Origin of the sequence: Pseudomonas helleri, assembly GCF_001043025.1 — a bacterium.
GTDB classification, from domain to species: Bacteria; Pseudomonadota; Gammaproteobacteria; order Pseudomonadales; family Pseudomonadaceae; genus Aquipseudomonas; species Aquipseudomonas helleri.
In genome coordinates, this window is the sequence record NZ_JYLD01000004.1 from 337,724 (window position 1) to 350,764 (window position 13,041).

At 56.8% G+C, this 13,041-nt stretch carries 12 protein-coding genes; 9 read left to right on the forward strand and 3 right to left on the reverse strand.

What is annotated here, in order from left to right; translation table 11 throughout:
* Positions 1-49: 49 nt before the first annotated feature.
* Both mobA and TU84_RS09160 read left to right on the forward strand, forming a co-directional pair.
* Positions 50-619 carry a molybdenum cofactor guanylyltransferase MobA gene (mobA, locus tag TU84_RS09155; RefSeq protein WP_048368723.1) on the forward strand — a complete coding sequence of 190 codons (570 nt, stop codon included), beginning with the start codon at positions 50-52 and terminating at the stop codon, positions 617-619.
* Between the two features lie 101 nt (positions 620-720).
* Positions 721-942 carry a YgdI/YgdR family lipoprotein gene (locus tag TU84_RS09160; protein ID WP_048368724.1) on the forward strand — a complete coding sequence of 74 codons (222 nt, stop codon included), beginning with the start codon at positions 721-723 and terminating at the stop codon, positions 940-942.
* 98 nt (positions 943-1,040) lie between these two features.
* Here the strand turns inward: TU84_RS09160 and TU84_RS09165 are convergent, their stop codons facing one another.
* From TU84_RS09165 to TU84_RS09175, 3 genes are all read right to left on the reverse strand, one after another.
* Positions 1,041-2,318, reverse strand: a complete 1,278-nt coding sequence (locus tag TU84_RS09165) for an OmpP1/FadL family transporter (protein ID WP_048368725.1) — start codon at positions 2,316-2,318, stop codon at positions 1,041-1,043.
* 198 nt (positions 2,319-2,516) lie between these two features.
* A complete protein-coding gene (locus TU84_RS09170) occupies positions 2,517-3,407 on the reverse strand; it encodes a pseudouridine synthase (protein ID WP_048368726.1) in 891 nt (296 codons plus the stop codon).
* Between the two features lie 56 nt (positions 3,408-3,463).
* Complete coding sequence (locus tag TU84_RS09175) at positions 3,464-3,703, reverse strand: glutaredoxin family protein (protein ID WP_048368811.1); 240 nt, start codon at positions 3,701-3,703, stop codon at positions 3,464-3,466.
* Positions 3,704-3,903: 200 nt separating this feature from the next.
* Between TU84_RS09175 and TU84_RS09180 the strand changes: the two genes are divergently transcribed.
* The 7 genes from TU84_RS09180 (at position 3,904) to TU84_RS09210 (ending at position 12,968) form a co-directional block, all read left to right on the forward strand.
* A complete protein-coding gene (locus tag TU84_RS09180; RefSeq protein WP_048368727.1) occupies positions 3,904-5,640 on the forward strand; it encodes a cation:proton antiporter in 1,737 nt (578 codons plus the stop codon).
* Positions 5,641-5,798: 158 nt separating this feature from the next.
* Positions 5,799-6,113, forward strand: coding sequence for a DUF883 family protein (locus tag TU84_RS09185; protein WP_048368728.1), 315 nt, complete (start codon positions 5,799-5,801; stop codon positions 6,111-6,113).
* A gap of 1 nt (position 6,114) precedes the next feature.
* A complete protein-coding gene (locus TU84_RS09190; protein WP_048368729.1) occupies positions 6,115-6,492 on the forward strand; it encodes a phage holin family protein in 378 nt (125 codons plus the stop codon).
* The gene (locus tag TU84_RS09195) at positions 6,489-6,830 is read left to right on the forward strand and encodes a hypothetical protein (RefSeq protein WP_048368730.1); all 342 of its coding nucleotides are present in this window, start codon (positions 6,489-6,491) and stop codon (positions 6,828-6,830) included. Before TU84_RS09190 ends, TU84_RS09195 begins: the two co-directional genes overlap by 4 nt.
* A 138-nt stretch (positions 6,831-6,968) precedes the next feature.
* Positions 6,969-8,300, forward strand: a complete 1,332-nt coding sequence (locus tag TU84_RS09200) for a deoxyguanosinetriphosphate triphosphohydrolase (RefSeq protein ID WP_048368812.1) — start codon at positions 6,969-6,971, stop codon at positions 8,298-8,300.
* 409 nt (positions 8,301-8,709) lie between these two features.
* Positions 8,710-9,336 carry a response regulator transcription factor gene (locus tag TU84_RS09205; protein WP_048368731.1) on the forward strand — a complete coding sequence of 209 codons (627 nt, stop codon included), beginning with the start codon at positions 8,710-8,712 and terminating at the stop codon, positions 9,334-9,336.
* Between the two features lie 8 nt (positions 9,337-9,344).
* Complete coding sequence (locus tag TU84_RS09210) at positions 9,345-12,968, forward strand: transporter substrate-binding domain-containing protein (protein ID WP_048368732.1); 3,624 nt, start codon at positions 9,345-9,347, stop codon at positions 12,966-12,968.
* Positions 12,969-13,041: the final 73 nt, after the last annotated feature.

Genomic DNA, 13,041 nt, shown 5'->3' on the forward strand with positions numbered 1-13,041 from the left:
GTGGGTGTTATATCACGCCCTTATTCGCCAGACGGAGCGTAGCCCATTCATGCAGCCGTTTCAGAGTTCGATTTTGCTTCTGGCCGGAGGCCGGGGCCAGCGTATGGGGGGCCAGGACAAAGGCCTGGTTTTGTGGCGCGGGCAGCCGCTGATTGCTTATGTGCAGCAAGCGGCGCGCGCGCTGACCGATGACTTGATCATTTCCTGCAATCGCAACCACGACCGCTACGCCGCCTATGCCGACCAGTTGGTGAGCGATGGCAATGATGACTTTGACGGGCCACTGGCGGGCATTCGGGCGGGCCTGGCAGCGGCTCGGTATTCACACCTGCTGGTGCTGCCGTGCGATGTGCCCAAGGTCAATGGCGAGCTGCTCGGCACGCTGCTTGCGGCCGCCGCCCATGCGCCGGACACACCGCACATGGTGCGTCAGGGCGAACACTGGGAGCCGTTGTTTTGTGTGATCCCGACGGCATTGGCACCGGCATTCGAAGCGGCCTGGCACACGGGCGAACGCAGCCCGCGAAAAATCATGCTCCAGCTCAATGCACAGCCCGTACAATGCCCCGAAAATGATTCACGGTTAAGCAACTTCAACACTGCTGACTTACTGATATAAGCTAACGCGCTGTTCTTGTGGCTAACCACGGAACTTGAGAGCGATGTATACGTCTCAAGGACAGTGATTAATAACAGCACCCCTATTTGTTGGAGATAAACATGACTCATCGGACTCTGGCCGCTCTTATGCTCACTGCAGGCCTGGCCGCCCTTGCTGGTTGCTCCTCGCCAAGCGTGATCACACTCAATGATGGCCGTGAAATCCAGACAGTCGACGCCCCTAAGTACGACTCGTCGTCGGGCTTTTACCAGTTCAAACAATTGGACGGTAAAGAAACCCGCATCAACAAAGACCAGGTTCGTACCGTTAAAGAACTGTAAGCCTTCGGGTTTATGCGCTGAAAAACAAAACCCGCCAAGTGCGGGTTTTGTTTTTTGACGCATCTGTAAAAAACCTGGCTGTTGCTGAGACTGCGCGATCAGAAGCGATAGGTCACCGAGCCACCAAAGCCATTGGCGCTGTTTTCATACTTGGCGTCGTAGGTCAGGCCCAGCGCGGGCTGGCTGTCATGAACCTTGATCGGCTGTTCCTTGAGGTAGGAATAGGCAACGTCGAAGGTCAGGTTATCCACGGGTGTCCAACCGGCACCCACGCTGAATACAGTCCGGTCTCCCGTAGGAATCCGTACCGAACGATCGGTGTTGTTGGTGGGGGTTTGGTCCAGCGTTAAACCGGTGCGCAACACCAACTGCTTATTCACCCGGTACGCCGCGCCGATGGCATGCGACCACGTGTCATGCCAGTTCTGCACCTCGGTAATGGAAGCCAGTTCGCTGCTACCGTCGGACACGCCGGAGTTGTTGACGGTGATTTTCTTCAACTGGCTCCAGCGGGTGTAGGTACTGCCCGCATAAAGGGTCCAGTCATCGTTAAGTTGATGAGTGACCGAGAAGTCCACCGACGACGGCGTGGTGATGTTCAGCTTGGCGCCGTAACGCTGCGGCCCGCCGTCCACCAGATCAGAGAGCAGGCCCGAGGCGTTGGTGTGGCCGCTCAGGTGGTAAACCACCTGCGAGTGATAGGTCACACCGAAGCGGGTGCTGTCCAGCGCCTGCACCAACAGCCCGGCGTTAAAACCGATAGCGTTGTCGTCGCCCTTGATCTTGACGGTTTCATTGCCCAGGCCAAACGCCGGCACTTTGGAGTCCAGCTCGCCAGTGAGACGGTTGAACGTCGGCCCGAAACCTACCGAGACTTTGTCGTTAAAGGCATAGCTGACCGTCGGCTGGGTAGTGATGACTTGCACTTTGCTTTTGCTGCCAAAGCCGTTGCCCTGGAAGCTGCTCTCATAGTCAGTCACCAGGCCGAACGGGGCATAAACCCCCAGACCAAAGGCCCAATGCTCGTCAATCGGGGTGACCAGGTAGCCGAACGGCACGCCAATGCCGGGTACCATGTCGCCTTTGTTGGTGCCCGGGTTATCAGCGCCAAACTGCGTAGAGCTGGCGTCCTTGATGGTGGATTTTGCGTCAAGGTAGGTGGCGCCAACGCTGACTTCGTTTTGCTTGAGGCGGGACATCCCGGCGGGGTTGCCATACACGGTGCTGGCATCGTCGGCAGAAGAGGAGCGCCCGGCAAAACCGGTTCCCATCCCGCTGACACTTTGTTCGTTGAGGGCAAAACCACCGGCGAGCAGTTGAGTCGAGGCAACAGCAACAGAGAGCGCCAAAGCGCTTTTGAGCATTTTTTTATTCATTATTAGAACTCGAATGAGTGGGCAGCGCTGAGGAAGCTACCAATCTTCGAGGAGGCAGTTTATGAAGAGTTTTTCATGTTTGTTTTTGTCCGACAATCCGGGCATTTTCAGCGACTTTGGCTAGTTTTTCGGCTCTCATAAAGACCCTTAAGCCCCAATCTGACTGCCCGGTTTTGTCTGGTTTTTCGCGATACTCAATTACCAGTCGAGGCGGATACGGCTCTCGAAAAAACGCTCTTCGCCGGTCAGCGGGTCGGTAAAACGCAAGCCCTGCGCCAGCAGCTTCAGGGGCTTGGCGTAGTCATCCACAGCGTCCTTGATGACCTCGGGATAAAACGGATCGTTGCAGATCCCTGCCCCCAGCGCTGCCATGTGCACGCGCAACTGGTGTTTTTTACCCGTAACCGGGTACAGCGCATAACGCCACAGATCGCCGTTTTTCTCGCACACTTCGACACGGGTTTCGGTATTACTGGCGCCCGGCCCTTCTTGCATGCGGAAGAACGGTTCGCCCTCCACAAGACGGCTTTTGTGCACGCGCGGCAATTCCAGATCTGGCAAGGCCCGGGCAATGGCTTCGTAGCGTTTTTCAATGTTTCGCGTAGGGAATAACGACTGATACGCCGAGCGGCTGGTCGGGTTCGCAGAGAACAGCACCAACCCCGCCGTGTGCCGGTCGATCCGGTGCAGCGGCACCAGATTGGGGTTGTCCAGCGTGCGGATCAAACGGCGTAGCAAGGTTTGCTCGACGTACTCGCCCGCCGGGGTCACGGGCAGAAAGTGCGGTTTGTCTGCCACCACCAAATGCTCATCGGCATACAAAATGGTTTCTTGCACCGGAATCGGCGTTTCGTTAGGTACTTCGCGAAAATAATGAATGCGCAGGCCTTCTTTGTACGCCAACTGCGGGCTGATCGGCACGCCGTAGGCGTCCAGGACCCGGCCACGGGCGATTCGATCCAGCCATTGCTCACGGCTGATGGCCCGAAAGTGCTCGCACAAACAGTCGAGTACCGTCGGCCATTGACCCGGTGGCAAGTACAAGGTGCTGGCTTGATGCTCGGCGGCGTTGAAAAGCTGGGTCGACATAAAAAACTCTGGGCAAGAAAAGCAGCCCGCGATTATCGCGCACAGTGCGCCACAAGCTACAGCAGAAAGTGGGCTACCTGCTCAGTGTCAAACGGCCAGTCCAGCTCAGCGCCGGTGTCGATCCGACGCAACACGGGGATGCGCAAGCCGTAGGCCTCAGCCAATTCTTCACGGTCGGCAATATCAACCAGCTCAACCAGCAAGCCGTCTTCATACACCAACGGCATCAAGACGCCTTCAGCCACTTCGCACAGATGGCAACCCAAGGTGCCGAGCAACTGACATTCGGGAAGCATGATCATTAACCTGTGTAGGGTGGGCATATAGTTTAGGAGCCTTGCCCGGGCACGTCGACCCGCCTGTCGGCAGCGCTTGTGCAGCAACGCTGATCAGAGCAATCGCTTTACACCGCTGCTTACGACTACGCTACGTACTGGCGTGCTCTTGTGGCCCATACAGAGTGCTCAGCTAGAAAAATGAGTGAAGGAAGCGCTTAGTGTTTGCCAATTTGTTAATCATCCTCGCCTCGTCATTGGTGGTCATTGCCCTGTTTCGACGCCTGAAACTGCCGCCGGTGCTGGGTTATTTGTGCGTCGGCCTGTTCATCGGCCCAACGGCGCTGAACTGGGTCAATAACAGCCCGGACCTGCCGGACCTCGCCGAGTTGGGGGTGGTGTTTTTGCTGTTCTCGCTGGGGCTGGAGTTCTCACTGCCCAAAATGCTCAAGCTGCGCCGCGTAGTTTTTGGCCTCGGCAGCCTGCAAGTCATCTGCACCGCCGTGGTCCTGGGCGGCTTGCTGCTTGCCTTTGGCATGTCAGCCAGCAGCGCCTTTTTGCTGGGCGCAGGCCTGGCCCTGTCTTCCACGGCCATCGTCAGCAAAGAGCTGACCAGCCTGGGGGAAATTTTCAGCCCCCACGGCCAGAACGCAATTGGCGTATTGCTGTTCCAGGACGTGGTGGCCGTATTGCTGCTGACGCTGGTACCGGTGTTTGCCGGCAGCAGCGATCAAGCTTGGTATTGGGCGCTGCCGATCACCTTGGGCAAGACCATCATTCTGTTTGTCGGCCTGCTCATCACCAGCCGCTTCGTACTGCCGCGCCTGTTTCACGAGGTGGCGGCCTCACGTTCTGCCGAACTGTTTGTGTTGCTGGCCCTGGTGATCGTGCTGGTCACGGCCTGGTTGACCCACCTGCTGGGGTTGTCCCCGGCGCTCGGCGCGTTCCTGGCGGGCATGTTGCTGGGTGAAAGCCATTACCGGCACCAGATCGAGGCCGACATCCGGCCTTTTCGCGACATTCTGCTGGGGCTGTTTTTCGTCAGCATCGGCATGCTCATCGACCTGCAATTGTTCCTGCACCACGGCTTTTTGATTGTCGGCCTCACCTTGGCGCTGATGCTCATCAAAGGCGCAGTTGTGGCGACGCTGGTCAAGCTGCGCGGCAGCGACGGCGAGACCGCCTGGCGCAGCGGCCTGGCATTGGCCCAAGGCGGTGAGTTCTGCTTCGCGCTGATGGCACAAATGCAGCTCAATGCGCTGATCCCGTCGCAATACGCCCCTTACTTGTTGGCCGCGACGTTCTGCTCCATGTTGCTCACGCCCCTGCTGCTGCGCGCCGCTCCTCGCATCGCCGCCAGCTTGCACCACACCTCGAACGAAGAAGCCGAGCTGGAAAAAATCACCGAGCAAAGTGCCGAGCTGCAGGGGCATGTGGTGATCTGCGGCTTTGGCCGGGTCGGCCAGTCCATCGGGCGCTTCCTGCACCGTGAAAATCAGGACTTTATCGCCCTTGACTACGACCCGGACCAGATCCAGAAGGCCAACAAAACCGAAAGCACTGTGCATTACGGCGACGCCCGCCGTGGCGATTTGTTGCGGGCGGTGGGCCTTGATCGTGCCCGCTTGCTGGTGATTGCCGTGGACAACACCGAAATCGCCATGAGCGTGCTGAAAGAGGCCCGTCTCATCACCATTGCAGTGCCGATTCTGGTCAGAACCCGCGACGACAGCCGGCTTACCGAGCTCAAGGCCGCCGGCGCCACCGAAGTGGTGCCCGAATTGCTCGAGTCCAGCTTGATGCTGGCCTCACACGCCCTGATATTGCTGGGGCTGCCTGAAAGAACCGTACGCCACCGCGTCGATGAAGTGCGGCATAACCGCTATCACTTGCTGGAGGGTTGTTTTGAGAGCAGCGAGCCACTGGACACGCCGGGTTTTCCCCGCGACGACGAATGATTTAAGGTAAGGTTTGCTTCCGCTCGGGGTTAAGCCGTCTAGTCTGAGTGTTCCAGGGCACCAGCAGGTCAGCGCATTGATCTGATGTGAAGAAAAGTAGTGAACCTTCAGCGAATGCCTACACTCGAACCATCAAGAAGCCACACACGGAGTTAATCATGGCCCGCATAACAGCAAAGAATGCTCAAGAAATCCTCAAAGCCGATCTCCAGACGCTGGTCAACGACGCAGAACGCCTGCTGGAACACAGCGCTGCGCTGGCCGGTGACCAGGCCGATGAACTGCGCGACAAGATCAAGCTGAGCCTGGACAAAGCGCGCGCCTCACTGGAGGACACCAAAGAGTCCTTGCACGAGCGCGGTGAAGCCGCTGTGACCGCTGCCGAAGACTATGTACAGAGCAACCCGTGGCAATCGGTCGGCATAGCTGCCGGGGTCGGCTTTTTGATTGGCCTGCTGGCCACCCGGCGCTGATATGACAAACGAAGAATCCGGCTCCCCTCGTTCCTCACCGCGGCGCCTGGGTGCCGCGTTTCTGGGTCTGCTGCACAGCCACGTCGAGTTGCTGGGCATTGAGCTGCAAGAACAGAAGGCACGGACCGTCAGCCTGTTACTGTTCGCCGGGCTGGCACTGGTGTTCGGGTTGTTATTGCTGCTCGGCCTGTCGGCGCTGGTGCTGATCGTGCTTTGGGACAGTTATCGACTGCCCGGCATTATCGGGCTCTGCGTCTTTTACACCCTGGCAGCGGCGTTCTGCGGTTTGCGCCTTAAAGCGGCCGTGTTTGATGAGTCCTCTCCTTTCAACGCCACGCTCGAAGAGTTGGCCAAAGACCGGGAGCGTTTGTTGCCATGAGCCTGCCTGAAATGCCGCCAAACGCTTCGCGCCGTGACATGCGCAAAATGCTGATTCGCCTGCGCATGGAAATGCACCGCCAGGAGATTCGTCATGAGTCGCAACAATTGCTGGAGCCGTTAAACAAAATGCGCGGTGTCACCAGTAACTGGAAAGAACACCTGGGGATCAAGCACGCCCCGCTATGGGGTGTCGCGGTGGTGACTCTGCTGGGCTTTTTGACCGGTAAAGGCACTAAAAGCAAAGGCTCCGGTGGCGTGTCCCGTTTAATCGGGCTGACCACGGGGCTGTTGCCGCTGATCAAACTGGTGATTCAGGGTTCTTCGCGCAAGCCCTGACGCACAGCTCGCGATCTTTTGATTTTCATGATCAAAAGATCGCGGGCATGCTTGCTGCCTAACTTATGCGCCAAGCCTTGCACCAACCGGCCTGAAGCGAGAAGCTGCGTCATCAGTCATTTGATGGAGCGCTGCGCCTTGGATTGGCAAACCCTGCTTAACCGCGAACGTCTCGGAAAACCTCATTACAGCGCCGAAGAGCTCGGGCGCAGTCCCTTTCACAAGGATCACGACCGGATTATTTTTTCCGGCGCCTTTCGCAGGCTTGGGCGCAAAACCCAAGTGCACCCGGTCAGCAGCAACGACCACATTCACACCCGCCTTACCCATTCGCTGGAGGTCAGTTGCGTCGGCCGCTCGCTGGGCATGCGCGTGGGCGAAACCATTCGCAGCGCCCTGCCCGAATGGTGCGACCCCGCCGACCTGGGCATGGTGGTGCAATCGGCCTGCCTGGCTCACGACATCGGCAACCCGCCCTTCGGCCACTCCGGTGAAGATGCCATCCGCCATTGGTTCCAGCAGGCTGCGGCCAAGGGCTGGCTGGACGATATGAGCGAAGCCGAGCGCAATGACTTCTTGAACTTTGAAGGCAACGCCCAAGGGTTCAGGGTGCTGACACAGCTTGAATACCATCAGTTCGACGGTGGCACGCGGTTAACCCATGCCACCCTTGGTACGTTCCTCAAGTACCCGTGGACCGCCCGGCATGCCGACTCTCTGGGGTACAAAAAGCACAAGTTCGGTTGCTACCAAAGCGAGCTGCATTTGCTCGAAGGGATTGCCCACAAGTTGGGCCTGCCGCAAATCGAAGAGCAACGTTGGGCGCGCCATCCGCTGGTGTACCTGATGGAGGCCGCTGACGACATCTGCTACGCCTTGATTGACCTTGAAGACGGCCTGGAGATGGACCTGCTGCACTACGCCGAGGTCGAGTCCCTGTTATTGAATCTGGTGGGCGATGATTTGCCCGAGACCTATCGCCAGCTCGGCCCACAAGACTCTGAACGCCGCAAGCTGGCGATTTTGCGTGGCAAGGCTATTGAGCACCTGACCAATGCCGCCGCCCGCGCCTTTGTCGAACAGCAGGACGCCTTGCTCGCGGGTACGCTGGCCGGCGATCTGGTGGAGCACATGCACGGCACGGCCAAGCGCTGCGTGCTGGACGCCAAGAACATGGCGCGTAAAAAGATCTTCCAGGACAAGCGCAAAACCCTGCATGAAATCGGCGCTTACACCACGCTGGAAATCTTGTTAAATGCTTTTTGTGGGGCGGCACTGGAACAACACGGGCACAAAACCTTATCGTTCAAAAACCGCCGCATCCTCGATTTGCTCGGTCACAACGCCCCGGACCCAAGCTGGTCCTTGCATCGCTCGTTTATGCGCATCATCGACTTTATTGCCGGCATGACTGACAGCTATGCCACCGAAATGGCCAAGGAGATGACCGGTCGTTCCAGCCCTGTCTGAGTGGGGCATTACCTTGTGGTCGTTGCTGAAGGAACAACCACAAGGTAATGAACACATAAGTTGTAACCGTTTTTATTTTTTAAACACTCTGCAGTTCAATACCCAGAAAGAATGACGTTATCGAGCATTTAAATCCGGGCAAAAAATTCACCATACAAAAACAGAAGCATATGTAGGAATAATCCTAATCTTAATAAGATTCTATAAACACACTAACGACAAAACAGCCATCAAACGATTCAGCACGATATTAAACCGCCGTCACCCCCCCGAACAATTCGTGAGTTCACGCCTTATTTAATGTAGGAATATTCCCATACTACGTTTGTAGGCTGATCGCTTCGTGTCTACATCCATATATCTGAGCTAAGGTGCGCGCTTTCTATGCAGCTCTTTATGGGAATTCAATATGAACACGATTTTTATTGTCGACGATCATCCAGTTATCCGCTTGGCCATTCGCATGTTGTTAGAACATGAAGGTTATGAAATAGTCGGTGAAACCGACAATGGCGTAGATGCTATGCAAATGATTCGCGAATGTGTCCCTGACCTGATCATTCTCGATATCAGCATCCCAAAACTCGACGGACTGGAAGTACTGGCGCGCTTTAACGCCATGAACTCAACCCTCAAAACCCTTGTCTTGACGGCCCAGTCACCGGCGTTGTTTGCCATGCGCTGCATGCAGTCGGGGGCAGCAGGATATGTGTGTAAACAAGAAGAACTCAGTGAACTTGTCAGTGCAATTAAGGCTGTATTCTCTGGCTACAATTACTTCCCCAGCCAAGCATTGACTCCTGAAAATATTGAAGGGCACAACTCTTCGGAGCTTGAGCTGTTCAAATTAGTCAACGACCGGGAACTGATGGTTCTCAAGCTCTTCGCCCAAGGCAAAACAAACAAGGAAATCGCCACCGGCATGTTTCTTAGCAATAAAACCGTGAGCACTTATAAAAAACGGCTCATGCAAAAACTTAAAGCCAATTCTTTGGTCGACCTCATCGAATTGGCTAAACGCAACGCCCTAGTGTGAGAAACAGGATGCCCATGCGGTTAACGTATTACTTTTATCTGCTCGCAGGACTGCTCCTGTGCGCCCCCGTGTTTGCCGAGTTACCTAAACCCGAAAGCTTTCCCCTGCTCAGCCGCTCGGGCACCTATCACATGGAAGTCCCGCTGGATAAACAACAGCGTTACTGGCTACACGAAAAACGTGAATTACAGTTGGGGGCCTCCGCCCCCGACTACCCACCGTTTGACATGACCGTCAGCGGTCAGGATTTCGAAGGCCTGACCGCTGATTACGCAGGCATCCTCGCTAAAGCACTGAATGTATCAATCAAGGTCAAACGCTTCGCGTCTCGCGATGCCGCCATCAAGGCACTGGAAGACGGCAGCATCGACGTGCTGGGCACGTCGAATGGTTTTGAAGCGGCCAATCAAAACCTGCTGCTGTCAGCCCCCTATGCCATCGACCAGCCGGTACTGGTCACCCGTGAGGGAGAGACCCGCTCTCTCTCTGACGGCCTGGCGGGCCTGCGGCTGAGCATGGTCTACCACTATTTGCCACTGGATGAGGTCAAGGCGCTTTACCCCAACGCCATCATCCAGTCTTACCCTTCTACGCAAAATGCCATTAACTCGGTGGCGTTCGATCAGGCCGACGTCTTTCTGGGTGACACGATCTCCACCCATTACATGATCAACAAGGGCTATTTGAAGAACATCAAAATGGCCAATTTTGGCAAGCATGAAGCTCACGGCTTCAGCTTTGCCGTACGCCGCGACAACTCGCAATTACTCGACATTATCAACGCCACTCTGCTTGCCGTGCCCAATAGTGAACGCGAAAGCATTGCCAAACGCTGGAACGCCGGCAGCGACCTGCTGCTCACCGATCAAAAACTGCAACTCACCGAGCGCGAAGAACGCTGGCTGGTCAAACACCCGGTGGTCAAAGTGGCGGTCAATGAAACCTTGGCACCCCTGACTTTTTTTGATGCCGACGGCAATTTCCGCGGCATTACCGCAGATCTCCTGGAAGTGATTCGCCTGCGCACCGGGTTGCGCTTTGAAATCCAGCGCGAGCGCAGCCTCAGCACCATGATGCGCATGGTTCAGCAGCACGACACCGACATCATTTCGGCCATCAGCCCCTCCGCTTCGCGAGAAAGCGCATTGGCCTTCAGCCGTCCCTATCTAGAAAACTCATTTGTGTTGCTCAGCCGCAAAGGCGCGGAGCAACCCGCCAGCCTCGATCAACTGGCCGGCAAGCGTCTGGCGTTGACCCACGGCAACCCGCTGACCGACTACCTGGTTGCCGAGTACCCGCAGATCACCCTGGTCGAGACCGATGACATCTACCAGGCCACTGAATTACTAGCCGAAGGTAAAGCTGATGGCGCCGTCAATACGCTGGTCATTGCCAACTACCTGCTCGCCTCGCAACTGTTCCAGGACCGCTTGCAGATCAGCACAACCCTGGGCACTCAACCGGCCATGTTCTCCCTCGCCACAGCTCGGGATGCCACCGAACTCGGCTCCATACTCAATAAAGCCCTGCTAAGCATTGGCCCCGACGAGCTGGGCGTGATCAACAGCCGCTGGCGCGGCTATGTGCCGGCATCCGACAGCTACTGGCGCAATTACCACCGCCTGATTTACCAGATCATTATTGGCACCAGCCTGCTGCTGTTGCTGTCATTGGTCTGGAATGCCTACATGCGCCGCCAGATCAATCAGCGTAAAAAAGCCGAGCGCGCGCTCAGCGACCAGTTTGAATTCATGAGTGCGCTGGTCAATGGCACCCCGCACCCCATTTATGTGCGTGACCGCGCCGGCATTCTGCAAACCTGCAACGACAGCTACTTGCAGGCTTTCTCGGCCCGTCGCGAAGACGTGATCGGCAAAAACGTGATGCAGACCCAAAGCCTGCTCAACAATCAGCATGAAGCCCATGACTATGAGGCGGATTACCAGCGCGTGATGCGCGAAGGCACGCCGATGATCGTTGACAGACCGCTGCATATCGGTGGCAAGACGCAAACCATTTACCACTGGATCCTGCCATATCGGGACTCATTGGGCGAAGTTCAGGGCATTATCGGCGGCTGGATTGATATCAGCGACCGACGCCAATTAATGGATGAACTGCGCGCCGCCAAAGAACAGGCAGATGACGCCAACCGCGCCAAAAGCACTTTTCTGGCGACCATGAGCCATGAAATCCGCACACCGATGAACGCCGTCATCGGCATGCTTGAACTCACTTTGAAGCGCGCCGATCAGGGCTATCTGGAACGCCCCTCCATTGAGGTCGCCTACAACTCGGCCAAAGACTTGCTGGAGTTGATCGGCGACATCCTCGACATCGCCCGCATTGAGTCCGGGCGGCTCAACCTGAGCACGGAGCGGGTGAACCTGCGTGAGCTGGCCAACTCGGTGGTACGGGTGTTTGATGGCCTGGCCCGGCAAAAAAACCTCAGCTTGGTGCTGATCTTTACCCCCGAAGACAATGCCCCCGATGTGCTGATCGACCCCCTGCGCTTCAAGCAAATCATGACCAACCTGGTCAGCAATGCGATCAAGTTCACAGAACGCGGCCAGGTCACACTTGAACTGAAGATGCTGGCGACCGGCGTTGCCGACGAGGTGGAGTTGCTGCTAAACGTCAGCGACACCGGGATTGGCATCAGCACCTTCGATCAGGCCCGCTTGTTTGAACCCTTTGCCCAGGCAGAAAACTGCGGGCAACTGGCGCTCAGCGGTGCGGGGCTGGGCCTGGTTATTTGCCGCAGCCTGTGCCAGATGATGGGCGGAACTCTGAACTTGAACAGCCAACCCGACATCGGTACGCAGATCCACATCAAGCTCAACGTCAAGACCCTCGAACCGTGCGCCGAAGCCGTGGCGCAAGAACCGGCCATTGCACCCGCCGTTCGGCAGTTGAATGTGCTGGTGGTGGATGACCACCCAGCCAATCGCTTGCTGATGTGCCAGCAATTGAGTTACCTGGGGCATCAGTTCACCACGGCGCACAATGGCGCAGCCGGGCTTGAGCTGTGGACAGGCGGCGCTTTCGACCTGGTGATAGCCGACTGCAACATGCCCGTCATGAACGGCTACGACCTGACACGTGCTATTCGCCGTCACGAACACGCCGCACAGCACGCGCCTTGCACCATCCTGGGCTTTACCGCCAATGCTCAACCCGAAGAGCGCCAGCGCTGCCTTGAAGCGGGCATGAATGACTGCCTGTTCAAACCCATCAGTTTGACCTTGCTGAGCCAGCGATTAACCGCCCTTGAGCCGCTGACGTGCGCAAAGGACGTCTTCAACATTGAAAATCTCTACGCACTGTCCGGCCAGGATGACAAGCGGATCAAGCTGCTGCTCGAAGAGCTGTTGCGCACCAACCAACAGGACCTCAACACTCTGAGCAAACTGAATGTTGAAGACGGCCAGGAACCCTTTGCCGCCATTGCGCACCGGATCAAAGGCGCAGCGCGTATCGTCGGGGCCGTGCAACTGATCAACCAGTGTGAACGTCTCGAACACGCCAGCCAGGCCACTCTCCAAGACTGCAGTCTGGGCGTACAACACGCCATGAGGACGCTCGAGCAGACATTGCTGCGCGAGCTGGCCCAGCGTGACGCTGCCACCTGACTGTTTGTTTGCACAAAACGGCCAATCCACAGGCAGATTGGCCACGGCTTACTATGCTTACAGGCATCAGCGC